General features: G+C 40.4%; 27 protein-coding genes. 13 read left to right on the forward strand and 14 right to left on the reverse strand.

Features of this window, described 5'->3' with window-relative positions; all coding sequences use genetic code 11:
• The first annotated feature begins 58 nt into the window (after window positions 1-58).
• The 3 genes from IF202_RS08335 (at window position 59) to iolG (ending at window position 2,812) form a co-directional block, all read left to right on the forward strand.
• Entirely contained in the window at window positions 59-904 is an 846-nt protein-coding gene (locus tag IF202_RS08335) for a 5-deoxy-glucuronate isomerase (RefSeq protein ID WP_191594412.1), read from the forward strand.
• Between the two features lie 12 nt (window positions 905-916).
• On the forward strand, window positions 917-1,747 hold the full coding sequence (locus IF202_RS08340) for a class II fructose-bisphosphate aldolase (protein ID WP_191594413.1): 831 nt from the start codon (window positions 917-919) through the stop codon (window positions 1,745-1,747).
• 69 nt (window positions 1,748-1,816) lie between these two features.
• Window positions 1,817-2,812 carry an inositol 2-dehydrogenase gene (iolG, locus tag IF202_RS08345; RefSeq protein WP_191594414.1) on the forward strand — a complete coding sequence of 332 codons (996 nt, stop codon included), beginning with the start codon at window positions 1,817-1,819 and terminating at the stop codon, window positions 2,810-2,812.
• Window positions 2,813-2,898: 86 nt separating this feature from the next.
• On the opposite strand, the gene tatC is transcribed toward iolG, so the two are convergent.
• The 8 genes from tatC to IF202_RS08385 all read right to left on the reverse strand — a co-directional run bounded on the left by tatC (window position 2,899) and on the right by IF202_RS08385 (window position 9,473).
• Window positions 2,899-3,669 (reverse strand): twin-arginine translocase subunit TatC, encoded by a 771-nt coding sequence (gene tatC, locus IF202_RS08350; protein WP_191594415.1) that lies wholly within the window; start codon window positions 3,667-3,669, stop codon window positions 2,899-2,901.
• A gap of 41 nt (window positions 3,670-3,710) precedes the next feature.
• Entirely contained in the window at window positions 3,711-4,121 is a 411-nt protein-coding gene (tatB, locus tag IF202_RS08355) for a Sec-independent protein translocase protein TatB (RefSeq protein ID WP_191594416.1), read from the reverse strand.
• Between the two features lie 3 nt (window positions 4,122-4,124).
• Window positions 4,125-4,364 carry a Sec-independent protein translocase subunit TatA gene (tatA, locus tag IF202_RS08360; protein WP_191594417.1) on the reverse strand — a complete coding sequence of 80 codons (240 nt, stop codon included), beginning with the start codon at window positions 4,362-4,364 and terminating at the stop codon, window positions 4,125-4,127.
• Between the two features lie 59 nt (window positions 4,365-4,423).
• Window positions 4,424-4,756, reverse strand: a complete 333-nt coding sequence (locus tag IF202_RS08365) for a phosphoribosyl-ATP diphosphatase (protein WP_191594418.1) — start codon at window positions 4,754-4,756, stop codon at window positions 4,424-4,426.
• 16 nt (window positions 4,757-4,772) lie between these two features.
• Entirely contained in the window at window positions 4,773-6,416 is a 1,644-nt protein-coding gene (gene ubiB / locus IF202_RS08370; protein WP_191594419.1) for a ubiquinone biosynthesis regulatory protein kinase UbiB, read from the reverse strand.
• A gap of 2 nt (window positions 6,417-6,418) precedes the next feature.
• Complete coding sequence (ubiE, locus tag IF202_RS08375; protein WP_191594420.1) at window positions 6,419-7,174, reverse strand: bifunctional demethylmenaquinone methyltransferase/2-methoxy-6-polyprenyl-1,4-benzoquinol methylase UbiE; 756 nt, start codon at window positions 7,172-7,174, stop codon at window positions 6,419-6,421.
• Between the two features lie 129 nt (window positions 7,175-7,303).
• Entirely contained in the window at window positions 7,304-8,836 is a 1,533-nt protein-coding gene (locus tag IF202_RS08380; RefSeq protein ID WP_191594421.1) for a GGDEF domain-containing protein, read from the reverse strand.
• 16 nt (window positions 8,837-8,852) lie between these two features.
• Window positions 8,853-9,473 carry a thiol:disulfide interchange protein DsbA/DsbL gene (locus IF202_RS08385; RefSeq protein ID WP_191594422.1) on the reverse strand — a complete coding sequence of 207 codons (621 nt, stop codon included), beginning with the start codon at window positions 9,471-9,473 and terminating at the stop codon, window positions 8,853-8,855.
• A gap of 279 nt (window positions 9,474-9,752) precedes the next feature.
• Here IF202_RS08385 and yihA point away from each other — a divergent pair, with 279 nt between their 5' ends.
• Complete coding sequence (gene yihA / locus IF202_RS08390; protein WP_191594423.1) at window positions 9,753-10,397, forward strand: ribosome biogenesis GTP-binding protein YihA/YsxC; 645 nt, start codon at window positions 9,753-9,755, stop codon at window positions 10,395-10,397.
• Window positions 10,398-10,489: 92 nt separating this feature from the next.
• Here yihA and gshA read toward each other — a convergent pair whose 3' ends face one another.
• The 4 genes from gshA to hisB all read right to left on the reverse strand — a co-directional run bounded on the left by gshA (window position 10,490) and on the right by hisB (window position 14,392).
• Complete coding sequence (gshA, locus tag IF202_RS08395) at window positions 10,490-12,079, reverse strand: glutamate--cysteine ligase (protein WP_191594424.1); 1,590 nt, start codon at window positions 12,077-12,079, stop codon at window positions 10,490-10,492.
• A gap of 182 nt (window positions 12,080-12,261) precedes the next feature.
• Window positions 12,262-13,035, reverse strand: coding sequence for an imidazole glycerol phosphate synthase subunit HisF (gene hisF, locus IF202_RS08400; RefSeq protein ID WP_191594425.1), 774 nt, complete (start codon window positions 13,033-13,035; stop codon window positions 12,262-12,264).
• A gap of 32 nt (window positions 13,036-13,067) precedes the next feature.
• A complete protein-coding gene (gene hisH / locus IF202_RS08405; RefSeq protein ID WP_191594426.1) occupies window positions 13,068-13,730 on the reverse strand; it encodes an imidazole glycerol phosphate synthase subunit HisH in 663 nt (220 codons plus the stop codon).
• A gap of 68 nt (window positions 13,731-13,798) precedes the next feature.
• Window positions 13,799-14,392: an imidazoleglycerol-phosphate dehydratase HisB gene (gene hisB / locus IF202_RS08410; RefSeq protein WP_191594427.1), complete on the reverse strand. Its 594-nt coding sequence runs from the start codon at window positions 14,390-14,392 to the stop codon at window positions 13,799-13,801.
• Between the two features lie 325 nt (window positions 14,393-14,717).
• Here hisB and IF202_RS08415 point away from each other — a divergent pair, with 325 nt between their 5' ends.
• From IF202_RS08415 to IF202_RS08430, 4 genes are all read left to right on the forward strand, one after another.
• Window positions 14,718-16,922 carry an AsmA family protein gene (locus tag IF202_RS08415; protein ID WP_191594428.1) on the forward strand — a complete coding sequence of 735 codons (2,205 nt, stop codon included), beginning with the start codon at window positions 14,718-14,720 and terminating at the stop codon, window positions 16,920-16,922.
• A gap of 49 nt (window positions 16,923-16,971) precedes the next feature.
• On the forward strand, window positions 16,972-18,021 hold the full coding sequence (gene mutY / locus IF202_RS08420) for an A/G-specific adenine glycosylase (protein WP_191594429.1): 1,050 nt from the start codon (window positions 16,972-16,974) through the stop codon (window positions 18,019-18,021).
• Between the two features lie 21 nt (window positions 18,022-18,042).
• Window positions 18,043-19,224: a chromate efflux transporter gene (gene chrA, locus IF202_RS08425; protein WP_206705426.1), complete on the forward strand. Its 1,182-nt coding sequence runs from the start codon at window positions 18,043-18,045 to the stop codon at window positions 19,222-19,224.
• A 90-nt stretch (window positions 19,225-19,314) separates the two neighbouring features.
• Window positions 19,315-19,599, forward strand: coding sequence for an oxidative damage protection protein (locus tag IF202_RS08430; RefSeq protein ID WP_191594430.1), 285 nt, complete (start codon window positions 19,315-19,317; stop codon window positions 19,597-19,599).
• Window positions 19,600-19,721: 122 nt separating this feature from the next.
• Here IF202_RS08430 and IF202_RS08435 read toward each other — a convergent pair whose 3' ends face one another.
• Window positions 19,722-20,144 (reverse strand): flagellar basal body-associated FliL family protein, encoded by a 423-nt coding sequence (locus tag IF202_RS08435; protein WP_191594431.1) that lies wholly within the window; start codon window positions 20,142-20,144, stop codon window positions 19,722-19,724.
• A 151-nt stretch (window positions 20,145-20,295) separates the two neighbouring features.
• Between IF202_RS08435 and IF202_RS08440 the strand changes: the two genes are divergently transcribed.
• The 5 genes from IF202_RS08440 (at window position 20,296) to trmB (ending at window position 23,561) form a co-directional block, all read left to right on the forward strand.
• Complete coding sequence (locus IF202_RS08440; protein WP_191594432.1) at window positions 20,296-20,805, forward strand: disulfide bond formation protein B; 510 nt, start codon at window positions 20,296-20,298, stop codon at window positions 20,803-20,805.
• Between the two features lie 104 nt (window positions 20,806-20,909).
• A complete protein-coding gene (rsd, locus tag IF202_RS08445) occupies window positions 20,910-21,380 on the forward strand; it encodes a sigma D regulator (RefSeq protein ID WP_191594433.1) in 471 nt (156 codons plus the stop codon).
• Window positions 21,352-22,335, forward strand: a complete 984-nt coding sequence (locus IF202_RS08450) for a WD40 repeat domain-containing protein (RefSeq protein ID WP_191594434.1) — start codon at window positions 21,352-21,354, stop codon at window positions 22,333-22,335. Before rsd ends, IF202_RS08450 begins: the two co-directional genes overlap by 29 nt.
• Window positions 22,336-22,338: 3 nt before the next feature.
• Window positions 22,339-22,755, forward strand: coding sequence for a DUF423 domain-containing protein (locus IF202_RS08455; RefSeq protein WP_191594435.1), 417 nt, complete (start codon window positions 22,339-22,341; stop codon window positions 22,753-22,755).
• A gap of 98 nt (window positions 22,756-22,853) precedes the next feature.
• Window positions 22,854-23,561 carry a tRNA (guanosine(46)-N7)-methyltransferase TrmB gene (gene trmB / locus IF202_RS08460; RefSeq protein ID WP_191594436.1) on the forward strand — a complete coding sequence of 236 codons (708 nt, stop codon included), beginning with the start codon at window positions 22,854-22,856 and terminating at the stop codon, window positions 23,559-23,561.
• A gap of 111 nt (window positions 23,562-23,672) precedes the next feature.
• Here the strand turns inward: trmB and IF202_RS08465 are convergent, their stop codons facing one another.
• The gene (locus IF202_RS08465; protein WP_191594437.1) at window positions 23,673-24,071 is read right to left on the reverse strand and encodes an H-NS histone family protein; all 399 of its coding nucleotides are present in this window, start codon (window positions 24,069-24,071) and stop codon (window positions 23,673-23,675) included.
• Window positions 24,072-24,366 lie beyond the last annotated feature (295 nt).

Raw genomic sequence — 24,366 nt, forward strand, 5'->3', positions numbered from 1 at the left:
ATGAGTCGTTACTTTTTTTCAACATTTTCTTTAAAAACGATCTTTGGAGACAAGTATTATGGGTAAGCATATTCCAGCCTATGACAATAAAAATGAAGCAATTATCGATGTAAACGATGACACGACACCATTGATTTACTTTAACCAAGTGTTTTTGAAAAAAGGTGAAAGTCACCAATATCAACTGAATAATTATGAAACCGCTATCGTGTTAGCCGGAGGTACTTGTACCGTTAATGTTGATGGAAAAATATTTGAAAATGTTGGTGTAAGAAAGCACGTTTGGGATGGTGATCCTGCGTCGGTTTATGCCCCAGTTAATGCCGTTGTTAAAATTACTTGTACGTCAGAAAATGCCGACTTGATGTTAGCTGGTGGGCGTTACGATGAAACATTAGAGCCGTTTGAAGTGAAGCCTGAAGAAACGGATAAAATCCAATACGGCAGTGATGACACAAAAACACATCGAAAAATTAAGCACATTTTAGGTCAGAAAAATGTGAATCAACGAGGGCGTTTACTTGTAAGTGAACTGTTCACAGTCGGTGCTGGTGGTTGGTCTGGTTTTCCGGCTCACAAACATGATACAGAACGTGGTACTGATGAAACACGATATGAGGAAGTGTATCAGTTTCGTTTCAACCCTGATCAAGGCTTTGGCGCACAATTCTTATATGAACATGAAGACGATATTGGCCCTGTTTATCACATTAAAAACCGCAGTGTGATTGCTATTGATAAAGGCTACCACCCTTGTGTCGCAGCGCCTGGCTATGAAATGTATTACTTCACTGTCATTGTGGGGGAGCATTCGAAGTCTCTTATTCAGCATTTTGATCCGAATCATGAATATCAGGTACATACAATTCCTGGCATCAAAGACATGATAAATAAATTCAAATAGTGGAGTGTTGATATGCTAGTCACACTGAATGATATTTTACCTGATGCCGCAAATTCCGATTACGCCATTCCTTGCTGCAATGTATTTGGTTATGAAGAGGGTAGAGCCATTGTGGAAGCGGCTGAGTCTTTGAAGAGTCCAATTATTTTGGCTGCTAATAAAGATATGGTCGATTTTATGGGCGTTGAGGCGTTAGCGAAAATGCTACTGTCTTTGGCCAATGGTAGCTCCACTGAGGTCTGCGTTCATTTAGATCATACTTATGATGAAGGAATTGTCTTCAATGCCATGCATCATGGTTTTTCTTCCGTCATGTTTGATGGGTCTCAGCTTTCGTTAGAAGAAAATATCCGACGTACGAAAAATGTTGCTCAAGTTGCTCATGCGTTAGGGGTGAGTGTTGAGGGGGAAATTGGTTCAGTGGCTTATAAAGAAGGGCGAGACCATATTAAATCAATTAACACCTCGCCAGAGGATGCATATCGCTATGCAACGGAAAGTAATCTTGATGCTATGGCGATCGCTATTGGTAATGTTCATCGTTTAACCACACCTGATTCTGTGATTGATTATCCTTTGTTGGAAGCCATTAGGAATCGCGTGACGAACGTTCCTTTGGTTATTCATGGCACAACAGGCATTAAAGAAGAAGACATTAAGCGACTGAAGAAAACGCGTGTTGCGAAATTTAATATAGGTACTTCTTTACGTATGGCGATGGGATCAAATTTAAGACGTCTAATGAATGAAGAGCAAGATAAATTCGACAAAATGTATTTTATGCAAAAGGCTATGCCTTTTGTTCAAGCTGAAGCGGAACGAATTATTCAATTGTTACGTTAAATAAATCCCGTATTGGCCTCTCTAATGGGGCATTTTTTTATCTCTAATATAATAATAAAAGGAGTGATTATGCTGAATCTCGCGTTATTCGGGGCTGGTCGTATTGGCCAAATTCACGCAAAAAATATTTCACTGCACCCAAACTGTTGTTTGGCATACGTGATTGATATGAATGATGTTGTGGCACAACAAACGGCTGAAAAGTACGGTGCTCAAGCCGTTTCCGTTGACCAAGCATTAGCCGACCCCCGTGTTGATGCGGTGTTAATCTGTAGCATTACAGAAACACATGCAGACTTAATCGAACTTGCTGCTAAAGCCGGTAAAGCGATTTTCTGTGAAAAGCCAGTCGACTTATCGATAGAGCGCGTCGATGCATGTTTGGCTGTGGTTAAAAAGGCGAATGTCCCATTAATGATGGCGTTTAATCGTCGATTTGATCCTAACTTCGCACATCTAAAATCCGTCTTGGATTCTGGTGAAATGGGCGCTGTTGAAATGCTAACCATTTCTTCGAGAGATCCAGAAGCGCCGCCAGCAAGTTATATTAAAAGTTCCGGTGGTATGTTTCGTGACATGTCGATACATGACTTTGATGTAGCACGTTGGTTGTTGGGTGAGGAGCCTGTGTCGGTTTATGCAACCGCTTCAGCTATGACGTCTCTTCATGTTAGAGAAGCGGGTGATGTAGACACTGCAATTATCACATTAACATGTAAAAGCGGAAAAATGGCGGTGATTACCAATAGCCGCAGAGCGTCTTATGGCTATGATCAAAGAGTCGAAGTTCACGCTAGTTATGGAATGCTAACGGTCAATAATATCCCTGAGAGCACATTATCTATTGCAACATCAAATGGAATGGCATCACAAAAGCCTATGGCTTTTTTCCTAGAGCGTTATGCAGAAGCTTATCGCAATGAGCTGGATGCTTTCGTTACCGGTTTACAATCTGGAGTAGAAAATTACCCTATTGGAGAAGATGGAAGAAAAGCATTGCTAATCGCTAATGCGGCACTTAAGTCTTTAGAAACAGGCAATGTGCAAACATTGGCATTGGATTAGAGTGACAAAAAAATCGTCCCAGTATCGAGTGATAAGCTGAGGCGATTTTTAAATGATTTCTTAATGATATGTATAAAACTAAGTCATTATTGATTCGCTTCAGAATCAGACTCTTCAGTTTCTTCATCACTTTCTGGCACTTTCACTGTTCTTCCTGCCATAAGACCTAGCTCAAATAGCATCCACATAGGAATTGCTAACAAAGTCTGAGAAAAAATGTCAGGCGGAGTAATCAACATGCCAACGACAAAACAGCCAAGGAAAATATAAGGGCGTTTTTTAGATAGTGTTGCAACAGTGGTAACGCCTGCTTTAATAAGTAAGTACGTGGCAACTGGAATTTCAAATGTCACACCAAATGCAAAGAAGAGTTTCAATACAAAGTTTAAATAGTTGTTGATGTCTGTCATGACAGTCACTTCACCTGGGCCAACGGTTGTGAAGAATCCAAAGATCAGAGGGAGTACAACGTAATAGGCAAACAGCACACCCGCATAAAAAAGAAATATGCTGGAAATAAGCAAAGGAATTGCTATGCGCTTTTCATTTTTATACAACGCAGGGGCGATAAAAGACCAAGCTTGAAAGAGTGTGTAAGGAACAGACAGCAAGACGGCAACAGCGAATGTTAGCTTTAGAGGCGCTAAGAAGGGTGACGCTACTTCTGTAGCGATCAGTGAGCTTCCAGGTGGTAATAACAAACGTAATGGCTCTGACACGATGAGATACAAATCGTTGGCAAAGGCATATAAACCGAGAAATAGAACCAGAATGAGGAGAACCGCTTTTAATAAACGATTTCTTAGTTCAATAAGGTGAGCAACTAAAGGTGCTTGGTTAGAAGAGCTTGTACTCATAATGCGTTACATTTCCGCGCGTCGTTTTAAACCAGTGTTAACTAGGAACGAGAGTTTGTTGTCTCGGGTGTGTTGTCTTCTACATCTTCCAACGGTGTTAAATCAGTTTTCTGTTTATCAGAAACGGCTAAAGGCGCTTCTTCGTTGGTCTCTGTTGTTTCTGTAATAGGCTTCATAGGTTCTTGTGCATAAGACTCAGGAAGTGGCGTAATTGTATTCTGAATGGCTTGCCCTTCTTTTAGAACTCGCTGATTAGTCTCGGTAATTTTTTGTTGTAGCTCTTCTTGATCGAGCTGAGCATTAATCTCTCTTTGCACCGAGTTAATGCTACGACGAATTTTACGCACCCATAAACCTGCTGTTTTCGCAGCATGAGGTAGACGTTCTGGCCCAAGAATTAATAGACCTACAACAAAGACTACAAGAAGTTCAGAAAAACCTATATCGAACACAGATTAGGCGCTCTTATCGTCTTTCTTGACATCTGAATCAATGACTTTACTTTGAGCCATTTCTTCTTTTTGAGCATCTTCTGTTTTCGTTCCGTCAGTCGTATCTTTGTCTACTGCTTCTTTAAAGCCTTTTACAGCACCACCTAAATCAGAGCCGAGGTTCTTAAGCTTTTTAGTACCAAAAACAAGAACTAAAATTGCAAAAACGATTAGTAATTGCCAAATACTGATTCCACCAAACATACATTTCTCCTGTCTATTATGTGATTCTATTAACGATTCAATACGTTAACTATAAAATACTATTTACTGCGGTTGGCTTTTTCTTCTAAGCCAGACAGGTTAAACCTGCGTGCTAGTTCATCAAGCACAGCATCAGGGCCAATATCTAAATGAGATAGCATTACAAGGGTATGAAACCAGAGGTCAGCGGTTTCATACACTAGATCGGATGTATCACCAGAGGTTACTGCATCTTTTGCTGCAATAATAGTCTCAATACTTTCTTCGCCTACTTTTTCAAGGATCTTGTTCAACCCTTTTGCATGTAGACTTGCGACATAAGAAGAGTCTGCAGCTTCGCTTTTACGTTGTTCTAGAGTGGCTGCTAGTTCAGCCAATACATCGGTTTTCATTATAGTCTCTCAGATGTTACGGTTTTAATACAAGTAGGTATAGGCCTAGTAAAAACAATCCTAAACTGGCTAAGTCTTCGGTTTTTAGGTGAGTCAATGACGTTGGATCAGTGATAAACCAAGCTGCAACTAAGCTTAATGCTCCCAGCAATCTTAACGGTCTATTTCTATGTTTCTTTTTTACTTCTGTACTGAGTTGAAGAATAGCATCTGTTTGAGCTTGAATACGCTCTTCTTGATGAGACATTTGAGATAAAGCCGTAAAAATCAAATTAGGGATCTGTGGTAACTGTCCGGCCCATTGAGGAGCTTGTTTACGGACTTCTTCCATCACGCGCTTTGGTCCCATTTGTTCACGCATCCAACGTTCTAAAAATGGTTTCGCTGTTACCCATAAATCTAAGTCAGGGTAAAGCTGGCGGCCTAAGCCTTCGATATTTAGCAACGTCTTTTCTAATAGAACTAACTGAGGTTGTACTTCCATATTGAAGCGGCGTGCGGTTTGGAATAAACCGATCAGTACTTGGCCAAATGAAATGTCTTTTAGTGGTTTTGCAAACATGGGTTCACATACACTTCGAATTGCTGACTCAAAGGCGTGTACGGGAGTACCTTTTGGAACCCATCCACTTTCGACATGCAACTCTGCAACTAAACGGTAGTCGCGTTGAAAAAAGGCTAAAAGGTTACGTGCTAAATAGTTTTTGTCTGCGTCATCTAAACTGCCCATGATGGCGCAATCAATCGCAATGTATTTAGGCTTTTCTGGATTGCTGGCATCAACGAAAATATTTCCAGGATGCATGTCTGCATGGAAGAAACTGTGAGAGAAAACTTGTGTGAAGAATATTTCTACACCACGCTCTGCTAAACATTTCATGTTCACATTGGCTTTATTAAGCGTTGGAATATCGGCTACAGGAATGCCATAAATGCGTTCCATTACCATGACATTGCGGTGGGTGTAATCCCAATAAACTTGCGGAACATAAAGTAAATCTGAATCGACAAAGTTACGCTGTAATAGCCCTGTGTTTGCGGCTTCTTTTGCAAGGTCTAGTTCATCTAAAATAGTGTATTCGTAATCAGTAACCACTTCGATAGGTCGTAAGCGACGGCCATCTTCACTTATTCTAGCAACAAGGTTTGCTAAGGTGTAAAGCAGTTTAATATCTTTGCCTATGGTCTTTTCGATTTTAGGGCGAATGACCTTTACGATAACTTCTTCGCCTGAATGTAGTTTGGCGGTATGAACTTGCGCAATGGAAGCTGATGCTAGTGGCTCAACAGAGAATTCGGCAAATAGCTCAGAAACAGGTGCTTTTAAATCTCGTTCGATAATTGCTTGAGCGACTTGTCCAGAAAAGGCTGGTACTTTGTCTTGAAGCTTAGCAAGCTCATCAGCAATGTCATCGTTTAATAGATCACGTCGAGTTGATAGAATTTGCCCGAACTTCACAAAAATAGGGCCAAGTGATTCCAGTGCTAAACGAAGACGTTCTCCTTTATTTTCACTGGCACGTTTTCTCCCGATAGAGCACACCACACCAAGGGTACAGCGTATGTACCAAGGTAATAAGGTAAAAGGAATGAATACGTCAAGACGAAAGCGTATTACGGTAAAAATAATGCGCAATAAACGGAAAACACTGGTTAACATGATTAGAATTTAAACCCTTTATGTAGTGCCACAATGCCACCTGTTAAATTTTGGTAGCTAGTACGCTCAAAACCGACTTCATCCATCATAGTTTTCAATGTTTCTTGGTCTGGATGCATGCGAATAGATTCTGCAAGGTAGCGGTAGCTTTCTGCGTCATTGGCAATCAGTTTTCCAATAGTAGGGAGCAAACGGAAAGAATATTGATCATATGCTTGTGATAACAATTCAGACTCAGGTTTTGAAAATTCTAATACTAATAAGCGACCACCTGGTTTCAAAACACGATACATGGAGGCTAAAGCTTTAGACTTGTCAGTGACATTACGCAAACCGAAGGCGATGGTAATACAATCAAAAGTATTGTCAGGGAAGGGAAGGGCCTCCGCGTTGGCTTGTACAAATTTAACATTGCCCACAACACCTTGATTTGCCAGCTTATCGCGACCAACTTTTAGCATCGAGTCATTGATATCCGCTAAAATCACTTGTCCTTCACTGCCTACTAGACGTGAGAACTTAAGTGTTAAATCACCTGTGCCACCAGCAATATCTAATACACAATTGCCTGCGCGCACACCGGATTGACTAATTGTATGACGCTTCCAAAGACGATGAACACCACCTGACATAAGGTCATTCATTATGTCGTATTTTGCTGCTACAGAATGAAATACTTGGGCAACAGCGTTAGCCTTTTCATCTGTAGGAATTTCTTTAAAGCCAAAGTGGGTGGTTTTTTTCTGATCGTCTTGCATAAACTACTTCTTCATCCTGATAGCGGCATACACCGCTTTTTCTTTTAACTAATTTTTTGGACAGTATATGTTTGATAATAAACGCTATTGTAACCGCGAGAGCAAAGTACTGGTACCGCTTTATAAACTCTATTTTTCTATCATGACTCTGTTTCTGCCAGATTCTTTTGCTATATATAGTTGTTTATCAGCACGAGAAAATAAAGCCTCAGAATCTTCTGTAGAGTTCAATTCGGCAATACCAATAGAGACCGATATTGAAACGGGTTTGCCTTGCATATTAAAAGGTGTTTTTTCAACTGCACGACGGACAGCTTCACAACGTTCGAAAGCTTGTGCTGCAGTTGTATTTTGGAATACGATGACAAATTCTTCACCACCATAACGATATATCATGTCTTCTTTTAATAAGGCCATGCGAATCTGTTTTGGTACTAAACGTAATACTTTGTCCCCTGCTAAATGACCCCAAGTGTCATTGACTTTTTTAAAGTGGTCAATATCGCAAACAGCTAAGCATAAAGATTTTTTTGCGTTTTGCATGGCTTTGCACAAAGGCATAACCTTATCTTGATAAGCTGTTCTATTGGGTAGATCTGTTAAAGAGTCTGTCATTGCCAGAGCAAGTTTTTCTTGTAGAAGCGATCGTAATGATGTGGAGTCTTTTTCCATTCTAGTAACTTTGTTTTTTAGCAATGTGATCGATTGTGTTGCTTGCTTCTCCTGTTCTTGCATATCCGTTTTGTACTCCGACATAGTGCTCGAAATAGTCGATAAACGGTCTTCAATAAGGTTTTTTAAGCTATCTAAATCATTGACACCTTGCATGGCTTTGGAGGTGTCTGCCACTTGTGTTTGTAGTTTTGTATTGAAACCTTCTCTACTTTCAGAGAGAGATTTTTGAGAATTGTAACTAGTAGAAACGGAAACATTAATGCTAGCGAGTTGTTTATTTAACTGATTTAAGTAGTTAGTCAGGCTTTCTTGTGTTTTTCCGATAGCAACCATAACGAAGTTAATAACTTCATCAAGGAGCTCAGGAAGTTGTTGTAAATTATTATTGCCCAATAATGCTTTTCTTAAATCTACAATGTCATCGTCATAGTGGGTTGGTAATTGTAAGTTATTTATTAATCCAGCAAGAGTGTGGCTGATTTGACTCATGATCTCTTTATCATCGCTTTGCTCTTCTGAACTTGAATCTTGCTTCAGTAAACGTTTGAAAAAAGAGTTTTTAGTCTGGTTAGTATCATCTGATGATTGATCGAACGTATTTTGTGAAAGGCTCAAAAAGCCTTTTAGGAGTTCTGGCCATTGTGCTGGTGATTGCCAACTTGAGCGAATTTGTGCTTCAAGTTCTTTCTTTTCAGCTTGAGGTACCGTTTTATTGCTTTGTTTCTCAAGAAGATCAATCAGGCTCTGTAATGCTTTTCTTACATATTTAGCGCGCTTAAGTTGAGCTTCGTCACTCTTAATTAATAGCGGCTCAGCATCATTCAGTACATCAAGTATTTCTTGTGCACCAGCGCCTTTCGTTATGACTTGACGGATTTGGCGAACAACGGAATCAAGCTCAGGATCATTACCTTCAGCTAACATGCTGGTTCTAGAAACTGCTTTACGTAATACTTCTATCAGTTTGTCACTTGATGATTCCGTCATATCGCCTCATTTAATATTATTTTTGACGTTCTTTCTCGATAAGAAAATCAACTACTTTGTAGATGTTTGCATTGCCATTTGCTGTCTCAGCTGTCACTAAATACTTACCATTCACGACTAAACCTGGGACACCACGAGCTCCGTATGCACGTATTTTTGCATCAGCTTGGCTTAAGCGACTATTTACAGCAAACGAATTGTATTGTTTGCGAAATTCGTCTTCACTGACGCCATATTTAACAAAAAAGCTAGCTAATGCATCTTCAGAGTTTAGATTACGATGCTCAACATGGATAGTATTAAAAATATCTGCGCGCATTTTATCTTCAATGCCAAGTAAATCAGCAACATAAAAAGCTTTTGCATGGGCTAGCCAATTACGGCCGAATACAGCAGGTAGAAACTTAAAGTCTACATCGCTTGGTGTGTTTTCTGCCCAAGCGTGAGTGATTGGTTCAAGGCTATAGCAATGAGGGCAACCATACCAAAAGATTTCTGTCACTTCGACTTTGCTTGGGTCGCTTGTACGAACCGGTGTCTTAATCGTTGTGTAGCCATTACCGTCACTATAATCTGCCGCAACAGCGCTAAGTGAGACGAAGAAAGAAAGAATGAAGGCTGAAAACAGCTTTGTCATGGATTGCTCCTAATTATATTTGCTTAAAGGTATTCGTACATCATGCACAGAATTACTACAGAATACGATTCCATTAGAGGCTGAAGGTTCTAAATTTTTGATAAGTTTACATAATATTTACATCTCTATATTTATTATTTACCGTTAAATAAGGTCAATTGTTGTGATTGAAGTCGCTTTCTAGGTTTAACATGGCAAATCATCCTGATTGCTGGCATTATATACAGCTAGCGAAATAAATATTAATGCAAATCTAAATCTACTGATGAATATCAACTTATGACCCCTTTTGACTCCATTTTTCAATCCGCACACTTTATTAAAAGTGCCGAGAAACTCTCACAATGTCCCTTAGACCAAGGTGTCGAAGTCGCATTTGCGGGGCGCTCCAATGCGGGTAAATCCACAGCGTTAAATACACTTACAAATCAAAAAAAGCTGGCTCGTACTTCAAAAACACCAGGACGAACTCAGCTAATTAACTGCTTCGGATTGAACATTGAAGATCGCCGTTTGATTGACCTTCCAGGTTACGGTTTTGCGAAGGTGCCTATTGCTATGAAAAAAGTATGGCAAGCACATATGCAAGATTACCTAATGAATCGTCGCTCTTTAGCAGGTGTTGTTCTTGTCATGGATATTCGCCATCCTCTAAAAGAATTCGATCAGATGATGTTAGATTGGGCAAAATCCAACGGCATGAAAGTGCATGTGCTACTAACTAAATCAGACAAACTTAAGCGTGGTCCTGCAAAATCTACTATGTTGGCGGTTCAAAAAACCATTAAGAATTTGGGTGTAGATGGTTCAGTTCAGACCTTTTCGTCTTTGAGTGGTGATGGTATTGATGACCTTCGAACTAAATTGTCAGAATGGCTAGTGTTTGAAAATCTAGAGCAAATTCCCATATCTCCTAACGCTTAATTATATTGAATATAATTCGTTGTGAAGATATGACATAAAAAAAGCCTCATGTGAGGCTTTTTTTATGTCTATGTTTTGGAAGTAAGTGTGATTTATTGAGGCTTTAAGTAGTCCATTAAAAAAGTATCAAAATCAACGGTGTCAGCGGCTTCAATTTCAGCTTGCTCTAGTAATGACGCTTTTGCTTTTGCAGTGAATTCAGTAATCACCTCAGCAGGAAGTGGGCGAGACATCCACTCAGCTTGTTGTTCTTTTGAAACAGAAAGCATAGCATTTTGGAAGCCTTGCTTGGTTTTACAGAGCTCTAACAACTGAGCTGAAGGTAATTGATCTTCGTTTTTCAGTTTGTTAACTTGAATTTTAACCGCTTCTTTATAAGACTCGTTTCCTGTGTTTTCCGACAAGAAATTCGCAACTTCAGCTAATTCGGTGAGTACATCCTCTGCTTTAGTGCGAAGTTTAATAGGGCCTTGGCCAAAATCGAAATTCATATCTAAATCGCGACCATGTGACGCCACTTCTTGCTGCATTTTTCGTAGTTGGCTACATTCATTCATGTCTAAATGTTCGTCGCCACGCAACATGCAATAGACTAAAAATACATCAATGAAGTAAAGCGTAGAAGCTTTCATGCCGATGGGTGAGGTTGGGTCTAAATCCATAATGCGGACTTCAATGTATTCCACGCCACGAGACTGCAGCGCAGCACTTGGGTGTTCACCTGGTTGAGTGACACGCTTAGGTCGAATGTCGCTGTAATACTCATTTTCGATCTGCAACAAGTTACTGTTCAATTGACGATATTTCCCATCCACTTTCACACCAATGGCTTGATACGCTTGATACGGTGTTTGAAGTGCTTTTTTAACCGTTTTGATGTAAGTGTCGACTTCGTTATAACAAACATACAAATCGGCTTGAGCTTTATTTTGGTAGCCCAAATCACTCATGCGAAGAGAGGTGGCTCTTGGGCCAAACCAGGTTTGTTTGTCTAACTCACTTAAAATGCTTGGCTTTTTGGGTAAAAAGCTTTCATCAATAGCAGGCGATGCGCCAAACAATAAAGATAGCATCCAAGAGCTTCGGCGGAAATTACGAATCAAAGCGAAGTAACTTTCGGACTGAAAGGCCTGTTTTTGAGCTGTGTTTAAGCTGCTTTGACCTTTGTGATTTTCTAAGAAAGACCAGAAGTCAGCATCAAATGAAAAGTTATAATGCATGCCTGCGATACATTGCATAATACGACCATAACGATTTGATAAACCTTCACGATAAACACGCTTTAGCTTTCCTGTATTGGATTCACCATAGTCCGCAATAGGAACATCTTCATTGTTACTTAAATAACAAGGCATACTTGCTGGCCACAAGCATTCATCTTGTTTGTAGATTTCATGGTTAACCAAGTTATGTACATTCTCAAGTTCTTTTACGACACCTTCAACACTTGGGTGAACCTTGGTGATGAACTCCATCAAAGATTCAGAGTAATCTGTTGTAATTGAACTATGCGTAAGCGCTGAGCCTAGGGCTTTAGGATGAGGGGCGTGAGAAATACGGCCTTCTGTTCGACTGACTCGTAGAGCTTCACGCTCAACACCTCTATGAAAGGTTAATGCTGCCGAAGGGTCTTGCTGGCAATGATTCCCCAGCGCTTGTAATGCATCTGATAAAGTGGTCAAGAAGAGTCATCCTTCTATGTTTTAAAGCACAGTGTTTAAAATAAAGCCCAGTCTAAGATAAAAACCAAGTCCAAAGTAGCGTCGAAGGAAAAAGCTTAATGTAAAAGTAATGCCGAGGATTGTACTCGGCAAAACTTACCCTCAGCAAGCGAAGGCTGCCAAGTGCACATTCATTGCAAACTCTACAAGCGCATTTCGATACCAGCGTCTGTCATACGTTGTTTTGCTTCTTGGACAGTGTATTCGCCAAAATGGAAAATGCTGGCAGCCAACACTGCATCTGCTTTACCCTTGATGACGCCATCAACTAAATGGTCTAAATTACCAACGCCGCCCGAAGCAATCACAGGAACATGAACGGCTTCGCTTATCGCGCGCGTTACACCAAGATCAAACCCATTTTTTGTCCCATCACGATCCATGCTGGTTAGTAGAATCTCCCCAGCACCGTATTCGACCATTTTTTTCGCCCATTCAACGGCATCTAAACCAGTAGGCTTACGGCCGCCATGAGTGAATATTTCCCATTTATCGACCTCACCTTCAGCGCTAACTTTTTTCGCATCAATAGCAACAACAATGCATTGTGAGCCAAAGCGTTCAGCTGCTTCACGAACAAATTCTGGGTTAAAAACTGCAGCCGTATTAATACCAACCTTATCTGCTCCCGCGTTCAACATGCGGCGAATGTCTTCACAAGTACGAATGCCACCGCCAACAGTAAGGGGGATAAACACTTGGCTAGCAATGGCTTCGACCATATGAACCGTCGTTGCTCGGTCGTCAGAACTGGCGGTGATATCCAGGAAGGTGATTTCGTCCGCTCCCTGTTCATCATAGCGTTTTGCTACTTCAACAGGGTCGCCGGCATCACGAATATCAAGGAACTGAACACCTTTTACAACACGGCCATTATCTACATCAAGACAAGGAATAATTCGTTTTGCTAAACCCATAAATAGCTCCAAATATTAGTTGTTAAGCGCATTTAAGGCTTGCCATCCCACTGGATGAAGTTTTTGTAAAGTTGAAGGCCGTCTTTATGGCTTTTTTCTGGATGAAATTGAACAGCAAAAACATTGTCACGGGCCAACGCTACACAGAAATTTAAACCATAATCACAGGTGCCCGCTATTTCTTCTTTGTTCTCTGGCACAACATAAAAGCTGTGTACAAAATAGAAGCGCGCATTGTCTGGGATGTTAGCCCAAAGTGGGTGCTTGATGGTTTGCTTGACTTGATTCCAGCCCATGTGAGGCACTTTTAACTTACTGCCATCATAGTCTTTATGTTTCTCACCAAAGAAAAGGGCGTTGCCTTGAAAATGGTTCAAGCAATCCACTCCCTTACTTTCTTCACTGTGAGACATTAAAGCTTGGATACCTACACAAATAGCCAAAAATGGTTTTTCAGCCATGGCTTTACGTATGCTTGGGACTAAGCCTGCGTTATACATTTCACCAACACAATCACGGATGGCGCCAACGCCAGGAAGTAATACTCGGTCGGCAGCATCAATAACCGCTGGGTCACTGGTAACGACAACGGTAATATTATCATCAGCAACGTGTTCAAGCGCTTTAGCAACCGAATGAAGGTTGCCCATGCCATAATCAATAACGGCTACGGTGGATTTTTTAATTTCGCTCATATGTATTCAACTTTTACTGAACTTATATTGGGTCTTAAATGTTGCTCTTTGCTGCGAGATACAAAAGACTATAAGGAGCCCTTAGTAGAAGGCATTTGACCAGCCATACGTTCATCAACTTCTAGTGCCATACGTAGTGCACGACCAAAAGCCTTGAAAATGGTTTCGGCTTGGTGATGTGTGTTTTTGCCGCGCAGATTGTCTAAATGCAAAGTCACTTTCGCGTGATTGATAAAACCGTGGAAGAATTCAGAAAACAAATCTACGTCAAACCCACCAACTGAACCACGTGTGAAAGGTACGTGCATTTCTAACCCTGGACGGCCAGAAAAATCGATAACAACACGAGACAGCGCTTCATCTAGAGGAACATAGGCGTGGCCATAACGTTTGATGCCTTTTTTGTCGCCTACTGCAATATCAAAAGCTTGACCTAGAGTTATGCCTAAATCTTCTACTGTATGGTGTGCATCGATATGGAGGTCGCCAACAGCATGAATATCGAAGTCAATTAAGCCATGACGTGCAACTTGTTCGAGCATATGGTCAAGGAAAGGGACACCAGTGAAACAGTTAAATTTACCTGTACCATCTAAATTGATAGTTACCTTGATCTGAGTTTCAAGCGTATTACGCTCTACACTAGCAATGCGGTCGGACATTGATTGGTTTCTCCACGGTAATTGCAACGATAAAGTCGCTGCTTTTTAAGACATAAGTCGCCTATTATAGAACGTGGGCTCTCAGGCTTCTATGGTTTGGCTATGTGTTTTTCATGAGTTGTATCTATTGGATCGATAAACCTTAGCTTCGAATGCTATGATAACGCTATCAGATTTTTGTTTTTGCACGCTTTTAGCATAAGTATCTAAAATTATTAAGGTTGTTTTAAAGTAAAATAACTTTATCCAGAAGTAATAACATGTTCATGTGTGGCGCTTTATAGCGTTATTTATTACAAGGTTTATATTTTATAAGGAGTTCGTCATGGTTTGGATAAAGCGATTGTCATTGTTGGTTGTAGGATTGATAGCCTTGCTCGCAGTGCTGTTGATATCAGTTGTTTTATTTGTAAATCCCAATAATTTTAAAGACGAATTGAAAGCTGTCGCTTTAGATAAGGCGAATGTGAATTTGCGATTAGACGGAGACATACAATGGTCTTTCTTTCCTTGGCTTGGTTTGGAACTTGAAGATATAGGGGTGGCGCTTGGTTCTGACGCTGAAATTTTGCAATTTGATCGGGCTGAATTTGGTCTAGCTATCATGCCGTTATTTGAACGAAAAATTCAGGTCGATAAAGTTAATCTTGTTAATTTAAAAGCCAGTTTAAATAAAGATGCGAATGGGCAAGGTAATTGGCAGCTAGAATTGCCTGAAAAAAATGGTTCGACAGTGACAAAACAAACTGTGACAGCTACAGCTGCAGCCGTTGTTAGCGACACAGAAAGTTCGTCATCGACTCCTGTTATACCAAATCTACAGCTTGCTGAGTTGCGAATTGAGAATGCACAAGTTATTTACCGTGATGAACAAGCCGATCAGCTTATTAATGCGACCCTAGATGTTCGATTAAACGATGTACAGTGGGACAAAGCTTGGCCGATGGCGATGGACATCGCATTTACTCAAAGTGATCTACAAGGCAATTCTCCTATAAAAGCAAATGCTACATTGAACGCGAACTTATCTGTGTTTCCAGAGCGAGAATATTTATCACTAGATGCCTTAGTGTTATCAGGGTCATTAGAGAGCGACCTTCTTCCAGCTAGCCCACTTGAAGGTAAGTTAAGTGCTATAAAAGTAGATGTTGATTTGCCTCAAGAAAATCTTTTAATTGAAGGTCTTACGCTTAGTGCCTTGGATATGAATCTTGACGCTAGAATTCAGGCGTATCAAATGTTGAGTGAACCTGAATTTTTAGCGGTACTATCGTTAGGTGAATTTAATCCTAGAGAAGTAATGGAGCGCTTAAATATCACATTGCCTGATATGTCAGATAATACTGCTCTTACAAAAATTCAAGCTAATATTTCCTTAGAAGGTAATATGAAGACGATTACTGCACAGCCTATTTCTTTGGTAATGGATGATACCAAAATAGAAGCGAATGCTGTGTTGGGCTTATCTCCATTGCGTTGGGATGTGCGAATTGCAGGAGCAGATTTAAACCTAGATCGTTATTTACCAACCCCAGTTGAATCTAAAGAAGGTGATGCTGAGGTTGCGTCAAATGATAAGACCACTACGGAGGCTTTAGAAGAAGGAGACTTATTTCCTGTCGAGCTTATTCGTGGCTTGAATGGGCATGTCGGTGTTTTGTTTGAAAACCTAATTGTTAAAAACTTAAAAATCGACAAAATAGAGTTTGACTCTACTCAGTCCAATGGTCTGGTTAAAGTATCGCCATTAAAAGCGTCTTTATACGAAGGTAATGTGGCTTCAACTGTAAGTTTAGACGTTCGTGGTAATACGCCTTTAATTAACGTAGTACCGTCTATAGATGGCGTACAGATTCAGCCATTGCTTGTTGATTTTATGGATATGGACAACATTTCAGGCGCCACCTTTTTGAATGGGGAATTATCTACCAAAGGAAATCAAGTGGATGATTTGATGGCTTCTCTGCAAGGGGATCTTTTGGTTGATATCCGAAATGGTGCCTTAGAAGGGACAAGCTTAACCAAGTCTGTATGTACTGGAGTTACGACGTTGCGTGGTGAAGCAATGGACGATAGTAAATTTGGTGAAAATACACCGTTTGAAACCATGCGTTTCCCTGCACACATTGTCGATGGTCAAGTTTCTACACCAGGTTTAACCATCAACTCTGTGGGTCTTCAAGTTACTGGTAATGGTGTAGTGTCTCTAACAGAGTCGTCTTTAGATTATCAAGCGAATGTGAGTTTTCCAGGAAGTGCTCTTGATGATGCTTGCCAGGTAGATGAAGATGTTGCCAACTTGACCTTTCCTATTTTATGTAAAGGCTTATTTAGTGCTGACCCAGCAGGCTTATGTCGTCCTGACTTTAAAGGTTTTACTGGGGTGTTTTCAGACCAAGCGAAAGCTAAACTTAAGGTGAAAGCAGATGCAGAAAAAGCACGCCTTAAAGCTGAATTCGACGCTAAAAAAGAAGCGGAAGAAGAAAGGCTTAAAGAAAAGCTTAAAAGTAAATTGAAAGACTTGTTTTAATCAATTATCGATTAAAACAAGCTATATAAAAGAGTAATGTGAGAGATTAATGCAGCCAGTTGAAAATTTTGCGCCCCGTGTTCTAGCGTGGTTTGATGAGCACGGGCGTAAAAGCTTACCTTGGCAAGAAAACAAAACGCCATATCGAGTGTGGATTTCTGAAATCATGTTGCAGCAAACGCAAGTAACGACGGTAATCCCTTATTATCGTAAGTTTATGGCGTCATTTCCGACAGTAGAAGCGTTGGCAAATGCAGAACAGGATGATGTGTTGGCCCATTGGAGCGGACTAGGCTATTACGCTCGGGCTCGTAACATGCATAAAGCTGCGAAAATGCTGGTTGATGAGCTTGATAGTGAGTTCCCAAAAACTGTTGAGGGAGTGTGTGAACTATCAGGTATTGGTCGCTCTACAGCGGCGGCGATATTGTCTATTTCTCGCGGTGTTCAAGCGGCAATTTTAGATGGTAATGTGAAACGTGTCTTAGCGCGTTTTCATGCTGTACCCGTTTGGCCAGGTGAAAAAAAAACTGAATATGCTATGTGGAATTTAGCGGAAAGCTATATGCCAAGTGAGCGTTGTGGTGACTACACTCAAGCTATGATGGATCTAGGGGCGACGCTCTGCACTCGTTCTAAACCTCAGTGTTTAATCTGTCCATTAGAAAGTGATTGCCAAGGTCGGCTCACTGAAGACCCAACTCAATTCCCTATTCGAAAACCTAAGAAAGCGGCAAAACCAGTAAAAAGCATTCAACTGCTTATATTGATGAATCAACAGGGGCAATTACTATTGGAGAAGCGCCCGCAGACTGGAATTTGGGGTGGTCTATGGAGCTTGCCAGAATTGGCATCAGAAGAGTCTGTCGTTTTGCATATAGAGCAACGTTTTGCGACTCAAGTCTCATCTGTCACACTCTTGTCATCTTTTCGGCATACGTTTAGTCATTACCATTTAGATATTTCACCAAGCCAAATTCAAATCTCAGATATGCAGTTGGTTATGGAGGGTGATAAATATCAATGGTTTGATCAGCAAGATGCATTAAAAGTAGGTCTGCCTGCACCGGTTCGAAGTCTCTTGGAAAAAATACGTTAGCTACATGAGTTGGAAATAATAATGTCTGATAAAATCCCTTCCTATTTTAATCGTTTATGTGAAGTTTTCGTGTCTTTCCTTTTATTAGGTTTTACCAGTTTTGGGGGACCTGCTGCACATTTAGGCTATTTTAACCAAGAGTTCATTAAACTTAAAAAGTGGGCGACAGAATCACAATACGCTCAATGGGTTGCGTTAAGTCAAATCGTTCCAGGGCCTGGTTCGAGTCAAGTCGGCTTCGCACTTGGTTATCATCGAGCTGGCTTTATTGGTGGCTTGGCAGCGTTCTTTGGCTTTACCTTGCCTTCTTTTGTAGTCATGGTGTTATTGGCTAAATTCGGTGAAGCATGGCAAGAGTCTGTGTTTTTTGATGCTGTTGTGCATGCTTTAAAATTACTTGCTGTAGTAGTAGTGGCTGATGCTTGTGTGAGCATGTGGCGATCATTTTGTCAGGGCAAGGCTATGGCTGGCATCGCGCTTTGTAGTGCGCTTTTTCTCGTTTATTATCCTTTTGGTTTTGCGAGTTTGATTGTGTTGTTTTTGGCCGCTTGTGTTGGTGCTTTCGTGCCTTTGTCTGCTTCGAATACAGCGGTAGCTTTGCCTAAAGTTCGGTTTGCTTGGCTGTTCTTGATTCTCGCTGTAGGTTTGTTTGTTGTTAGTTTTTTCTTTGCTGATGGTTTGAGTGGTTTATTCGCTGATTTTTATCAAGCTGGCGCGTTGGTGTTTGGCGGTGGACATGTTGTGTTGCCAATGTTGTCAGCGTTTGTGTCTGATACGGTGACAGAGTCTAATTTATTATTGGGCTATGCGGCAGCTCAAGCCGTTCCGGGACCAATGTTTACCATGGCGAGTTTTCTTGGTGCTTCTGTAGCGCCGCAAGGTGAAAGCCTTTGGTTTTGGGCGGGTATTGCCACCTTGGCTGTGTTTTCTTCGGGTTTGCTGTTTATGTTAAGCGCACAAAATGTGTGGCAGAAATTATCTGCTAATATTACTTTTCGCTCTACTCTTAGCAGTCTGAATGCTGCGGTTGTCGGTATATTAATTGCTGCTCTGTATCATCCAATTGGAACATCAAGCTTATTGAGCTGGGTGGATGTTGTGCTTGTTGGTATTGGGTTTGTATGGCTGAAATATAAGCGACCTTCTATTTTTAGACTTATTATAATGTTTGTTTTAATTGGCCTATCTCGAAGCTATTTCTAACAATCCCTACATTAGACTTTGATAAACCTTGATTTTTCATGCTTTGACGCCATTATTGAAAACATCTATTTTTAATTGTGAGTTATCTTTATGTCGAATACTGTTTTCTGTAAGAAGTTTCAAAAGGACATGGAGGCGTTAGATCGCGCACCTTTACCAGGTGCGAAAGGTCAGGAAATTCTACAAACTGTTTCTAAGCAAGCATGGCAAGAATGGCAATTGTTACAAACCATGATGATTAATGAAAAACAACTTAATCTTATGCTGCCAGAGTCTCGCAAATATGTGATGGAGCAAATGGATAAATTTTTAAATAATGAAGCGACAGATAAATTAACAGGTTATGTCGATCCTGATGACATAACAGAATTATAGCTATCAATTGTTTAAATGTTCTTACATGAATGACAACAAAATAAAAAAAGCACCGAAGTATTAAGGGCGCTTTTTTTTACTTTTTCTATTTGAGGTGTAGCACCTTATATTTGTAAGGTTTTTTATTGAGTAACAAAGCTAGCAAACAAAAGATCTTTGACTGGTGAAAGTCCAGTTTCTTCTTGTAATGCCTTATTTACAACTTCAGCACCTTCCTCTCGGGTTTTTTCTCTAGCAATCGCTCCAGTAACTTGTTCGGTTGTACGTGAGCTTAAAAACATCACTAACGCATCTCTTATTAAGGGCATGTTTGCTTCAATTATGGCTTTTTGGCTTTCGGTTGTACGAATGCTAATACTGGTTTTAATGTACTTTAGTCGAGTACCATCCCCTACATTGTTTACTACAAAGTTTGGAATCAATTCAATATAAGCTGGTGTGGATGCTTCGGCATCTTCCGCATAACTCATGTGGCTCATGATGCAGCCGAGTAAAAATAAAGTAAATAATAGCGATTTGTTACGTAGGGATATCATCAATGACATTTTGAACTCTCATATTCATTCCAATAAACAGTATACTAACTGGCATTAAAGCTTGCTGTCAGTAGTAATTTTGCACTTTCCTGTTTTCCTACTGTCTTAAGTCTTCTATTTTATTTTAAAACGCTTATTTTGTTAACTTAGGAATTTATATATGGTCGGTTTTTTATCTGCTCGTCGTTTTCATGGATTGGTCGCGTTTGTTGCTTTTGCTCTTTTGGCTGTGGCTTTTTATATGGAATATCAAATGGCCCTAGAGCCTTGCCCTTTGTGTATGCTGCAACGTATTGTTTTTCTTTGTGTGGGCTTGGTGTCATTAGCTTCCGCATTAACGGGTAGTCAAACAGCAAGACGGTTTTTTTCTTGGGTTGTGGTGGTTCTGTCTTTAATTGGAGCGGCGTTGGCGATTCGCCATTTATATTTACAGCAACTGCCTGAAGATCAGTTGCCTGCTTGTTTGCCAGGCCTTAGCTACATGTTTGATGTATTTCCATGGCAAGAAATTATGCAAGCTATGATTATGGGCACAGGTGAGTGTGGGGACGTCGTTTGGACTTTTCTAAGTATTAGTATTCCTGGTTGGACCTTGGTAGCGTTCGCTGGTATGGCCTTAATCAATATTATTATTGCGTTGAAAACTAAGAAAAAAACATTAGGCTATTAAAAGGTTACAAATCCTCTCAGGCTATAGTCTTGCAGGGGGTAACGGATGGGAATATGCTTGATCTAAGGTTTTTAATAGCAATTATCGCCTGATGGAGTTTGCCTATGTTAGAAAGTTGTAAAACAGCTCAAGAGCGATGGGGTGGTGTTCATGTCATCATTGATCGCTGGTTAGAGCAGCGTCGACAGTTAATTGAAGCATGGGTATATCTTCGTGATCGTGGTGAATTTACACCAATGGATACCCCTAAAATTCAATCTGCTTGTGAAATGCTGGTGGACTATGTGTCTGCAGGGCACTTTACTGTGTACGAGCAGCTTGCGATAGAAGCAAAAGAATTTGATGATGATAGTGCTGTGGTGCTGTTACGTAGAGTGTTGCCACTGATCGAAAGTACAACAGAGATTGCGATTGAATTTCATGATAAATATGACACTAAAGAGCATTGTAATGCTCAGCTTGAGGCTCTGCCTTTTGCACTGCAGGCGTTAATTGTAGTGATGGCGGAACGATTTCAACATGAAGATCAGTTGATTAAGGAGTTACATGAAGCGCACAGTGAAAAAAGCGCTTAAATTCAGCCTTCTTATCTGTTCTGCAGCTGCATTATTGTCTTGTACTGCAGAAGCTCCAGTTAGAACTGCGCAGTATGCTGTGCAGGGGTTGTATTCGGCTGTTTTGAGCGATGATGGCGCCTCTGCTTTGGTTGGCTCTATTCAGCATGGCGGAAGTTACTGGAGAAGTGCTAGAAACGAACGTAGTTTCAATTGGAATCATGTTTCAGGCGAATTTACTGATTTAAGTGCAGTAGATATCGATCCTAGTGGAAAGTATGCTGCAACAGGCAGTACCCGCACCCTTGTATTATGGAGTACGTTAACGGGTCAACCAGATGGTTTTTGGACGACGCCTGGAGACATTAAATCTTTAAAATTGACTCAAGATGGCGACTACGCCTTAGTTGGACTGAATGATCAAACTGCTCGCTTTTTTGATGTTAAGCGAGGAGGTATTAAGCAGACATTACGAACGGGTTCAACCGTAAAAGCTGTCGATATTACACCAGACTCTAGATTGGGGTTAACGGGTGATGCTTCATCCAAAGTGATTTTATGGGATATAGTGACAGGGGAAAAGAAATACGAATGGACGCTAAGTAACACTATTTCGACTGTTGCTTTATCGCCTGATGGTAAATATGCATTTGGTGCTGCCCAACTTGGTACGGCCAAAATCTGGTCCACTCGAACCGGCAAAGAATTAACGACAATAGATACGGGTGCTTTGAAATACCGTAAAGTGACGATCAGCGAGGCTGTGTTTGCTAGTGATAGCAGGTCTATTTTGATTGGTGAAGTAAATAGTAAAGTCTCTTTAGTTCAAGTCAGTACTGGTGTGGTTCAAAAGGAGTGGGAGCTTTACACAGTAAAAAATAGACCTTCAGGTGCCAGTGTTATGGCGTTAGCTTACGGTCTTGGTAGTCGTTACTATGCAGTTGGTAGTAATGGTTATCTGAATGTATTGGAATAATGAATGCCTTGTGATGGTAATTATTTAGCTGTTTTTCCTTCTAGATGGGCAGCACTCTTTGCATTGCAAGCAGCAGTTTCAGTTATGGCGGGTGCTTTCGGTGCCCATGCTTTGACTGATGTTTTTGATATTAAGTCTCTAGGTTGGTGGGATACGGCAAGCCAATATCTTATGTATCATTCCCTTGCTGGGTTAATTGTTACTGCTTTATCTTCCTACATCCCTTCAGTCATGAGTCTACTCATTCTTTTCTTTGCTGGTAACGTAATTTTTGCTGGCAGTTTGTATATTATGGCTTTAACAGGTTATACCTTTTTAGGTGCGATTACGCCGTTGGGCGGTGTATGTTATCTGCTGGCTTGGAGTGGTTTAGCTATAAGGTTGTGGCGGTTTAAGAAAGTGAATAATAGCCAAAACTGAATTAACGGAACAAAGCAGGACAGGCTATGGTTTTTCGGGTAGGATAGCGGCCAAAATTTATGATTGATTTACACAGAATAAACTAAGCGATAAAAAACATGCCAGAGCAAAATGTAGAAACTCAAGAACCTATTAAAAAACGCACCATTCGTAGCTTTGTTGTACGTGGTGGACGCATGACTGAAGGTCAGCAAAAGAACTATGAAGCGAATTGGTTAGAATATGGTTTAGACCTTGCTGATGGACGAATTGACTATGAAGTTGTATTTGGTCGAAAGTCAGACGTAGTACTTGAAGTTGGTTTTGGCATGGGGGCATCTTTAGTCGAAATGGCAAAGGCTGCACCAGAAAAAGATTTTATTGGTATTGAAGTTCATCCGCCAGGTGTTGCTAAGTTAATGATGTTGGCAAAAGAGGAAGGTGTAACAAATATTCGAGTGTATTGTGACGATGCGATTGAAGTTATGGCAAATTGCCTTCCTCAGAAAACAGCGAGTGCTTTCCAATTGTTCTTTCCAGATCCTTGGCATAAGAAGAAACATAACAAGCGTCGTATTGTTCAGGCTTTATTTGCTCAACAAGTGGCTAATGTCTTAAAAGAAGACGGTTACTTTCATATGGCAACAGATTGGCAACCTTATGCGGAGCATATGATGGAAGTAATGGAAGAACAAGTTGGCTATGCCAACGCTGCTGGAGTTGGTAAATATCATCCACGTCCAGAATGGCGTCCACTGACAAAATTCGAACAACGAGGTGAGCGTCTAGGGCATGGCGTTTGGGATTTGATTTATACAAAAGCATAATAGAGTATTTATGTTTATTTACTAATGAATAAATTTAAATCCTCTAGATTTAGATAATAAAAAAGCGACTCAGGAGTCGCTTTTTTATTATAGAATTTGATTAAATCAAAACTATTTAATTTCTACACTCTTACGACTGTTGCCAGCATCAAAGTATTTCTGGAATACTTTTGGTGTGCGGCCACGGCCAGTCCATTCATGAGTTTCGCCATTAACTGTTAGTCGGTATTTAGGCTCAACTGTTTTTCCTTTGGTTGCACCAGCTTTTGGAGTGCTCAATAGAGCTATTTCTTCCATTGTTAAGCCGCTTTTTGCAATCAATGTAGCAATTTCTTCTGCACGTGCAGATTTAAGCGCTTGTTGTTCTGCTTGTGCTGCTTCTTCTTCTTTCGCTTTTTCAAGGGCGTTGTTGAAGCCAGCTATCAGGTTTTCAAGTTGAGCAACGTTCAGCTCTTTTGCTGCTGCGCGTGCTTTTGCTTTATTGCCTGCTAATTCTAATAATAAGCTCATTTGTTTCTCCTAGTTATCTGCTCAGAACGGATTAAAGGTTGTTCTGTACTGTGATAGGTTCATCTTTTACGTCCAGTGATAAGTGTTAGAATTGTGGCTAAAAAATTAAAAGGTCTATTTATATATGGTTCTGTAATATCAGACTTTTTAATTTAAGCAGAGTGCTAATTCTTATATTAAATATCGTTGTATTTCTATCAGTACATTTAGTATGTTTTTGAGTGTCCATTTTGTATTTGGAGTTTAATAAAAAAAAACAAAATATGCTAATCAAATGATGTATTTTAACCGCTAT

This window comes from Marinomonas colpomeniae, assembly GCF_014803385.1.
Lineage (GTDB): Bacteria > Pseudomonadota > Gammaproteobacteria > Pseudomonadales > Marinomonadaceae > Marinomonas > Marinomonas colpomeniae.

Excerpts from the sequence above, each read along its gene's own strand:
- IF202_RS08335 (WP_191594412.1), top strand. The coding sequence starts at position 59 with ATGGGTAAGCATATTCCAGCCTATGACAATAAAAATGAAGCAATTATC.
- IF202_RS08340 (WP_191594413.1), top strand. The coding sequence starts at position 917 with ATGCTAGTCACACTGAATGATATTTTACCTGATGCCGCAAATTCCGAT.
- iolG (WP_191594414.1), top strand. The coding sequence starts at position 1,817 with ATGCTGAATCTCGCGTTATTCGGGGCTGGTCGTATTGGCCAAATTCAC.
- tatC (WP_191594415.1), bottom strand. The coding sequence starts at position 3,669 with ATGAGTACAAGCTCTTCTAACCAAGCACCTTTAGTTGCTCACCTTATT.
- tatA (WP_191594417.1), bottom strand. The coding sequence starts at position 4,364 with ATGTTTGGTGGAATCAGTATTTGGCAATTACTAATCGTTTTTGCAATT.
- IF202_RS08365 (WP_191594418.1), bottom strand. The coding sequence starts at position 4,756 with ATGAAAACCGATGTATTGGCTGAACTAGCAGCCACTCTAGAACAACGT.
- ubiB (WP_191594419.1), bottom strand. The coding sequence starts at position 6,416 with ATGTTAACCAGTGTTTTCCGTTTATTGCGCATTATTTTTACCGTAATA.
- ubiE (WP_191594420.1), bottom strand. The coding sequence starts at position 7,174 with ATGCAAGACGATCAGAAAAAAACCACCCACTTTGGCTTTAAAGAAATT.
- IF202_RS08380 (WP_191594421.1), bottom strand. The coding sequence starts at position 8,836 with ATGACGGAATCATCAAGTGACAAACTGATAGAAGTATTACGTAAAGCA.
- IF202_RS08385 (WP_191594422.1), bottom strand. The coding sequence starts at position 9,473 with ATGACAAAGCTGTTTTCAGCCTTCATTCTTTCTTTCTTCGTCTCACTT.
- yihA (WP_191594423.1), top strand. The coding sequence starts at position 9,753 with ATGACCCCTTTTGACTCCATTTTTCAATCCGCACACTTTATTAAAAGT.
- hisF (WP_191594425.1), bottom strand. The coding sequence starts at position 13,035 with ATGGGTTTAGCAAAACGAATTATTCCTTGTCTTGATGTAGATAATGGC.
- hisH (WP_191594426.1), bottom strand. The coding sequence starts at position 13,730 with ATGAGCGAAATTAAAAAATCCACCGTAGCCGTTATTGATTATGGCATG.
- hisB (WP_191594427.1), bottom strand. The coding sequence starts at position 14,392 with ATGTCCGACCGCATTGCTAGTGTAGAGCGTAATACGCTTGAAACTCAG.
- IF202_RS08415 (WP_191594428.1), top strand. The coding sequence starts at position 14,718 with ATGGTTTGGATAAAGCGATTGTCATTGTTGGTTGTAGGATTGATAGCC.
- mutY (WP_191594429.1), top strand. The coding sequence starts at position 16,972 with ATGCAGCCAGTTGAAAATTTTGCGCCCCGTGTTCTAGCGTGGTTTGAT.
- chrA (WP_206705426.1), top strand. The coding sequence starts at position 18,043 with ATGTCTGATAAAATCCCTTCCTATTTTAATCGTTTATGTGAAGTTTTC.
- IF202_RS08430 (WP_191594430.1), top strand. The coding sequence starts at position 19,315 with ATGTCGAATACTGTTTTCTGTAAGAAGTTTCAAAAGGACATGGAGGCG.
- IF202_RS08435 (WP_191594431.1), bottom strand. The coding sequence starts at position 20,144 with ATGTCATTGATGATATCCCTACGTAACAAATCGCTATTATTTACTTTA.
- IF202_RS08440 (WP_191594432.1), top strand. The coding sequence starts at position 20,296 with ATGGTCGGTTTTTTATCTGCTCGTCGTTTTCATGGATTGGTCGCGTTT.
- rsd (WP_191594433.1), top strand. The coding sequence starts at position 20,910 with ATGTTAGAAAGTTGTAAAACAGCTCAAGAGCGATGGGGTGGTGTTCAT.
- IF202_RS08450 (WP_191594434.1), top strand. The coding sequence starts at position 21,352 with ATGAAGCGCACAGTGAAAAAAGCGCTTAAATTCAGCCTTCTTATCTGT.
- IF202_RS08455 (WP_191594435.1), top strand. The coding sequence starts at position 22,339 with ATGCCTTGTGATGGTAATTATTTAGCTGTTTTTCCTTCTAGATGGGCA.
- trmB (WP_191594436.1), top strand. The coding sequence starts at position 22,854 with ATGCCAGAGCAAAATGTAGAAACTCAAGAACCTATTAAAAAACGCACC.
- IF202_RS08465 (WP_191594437.1), bottom strand. The coding sequence starts at position 24,071 with ATGAGCTTATTATTAGAATTAGCAGGCAATAAAGCAAAAGCACGCGCA.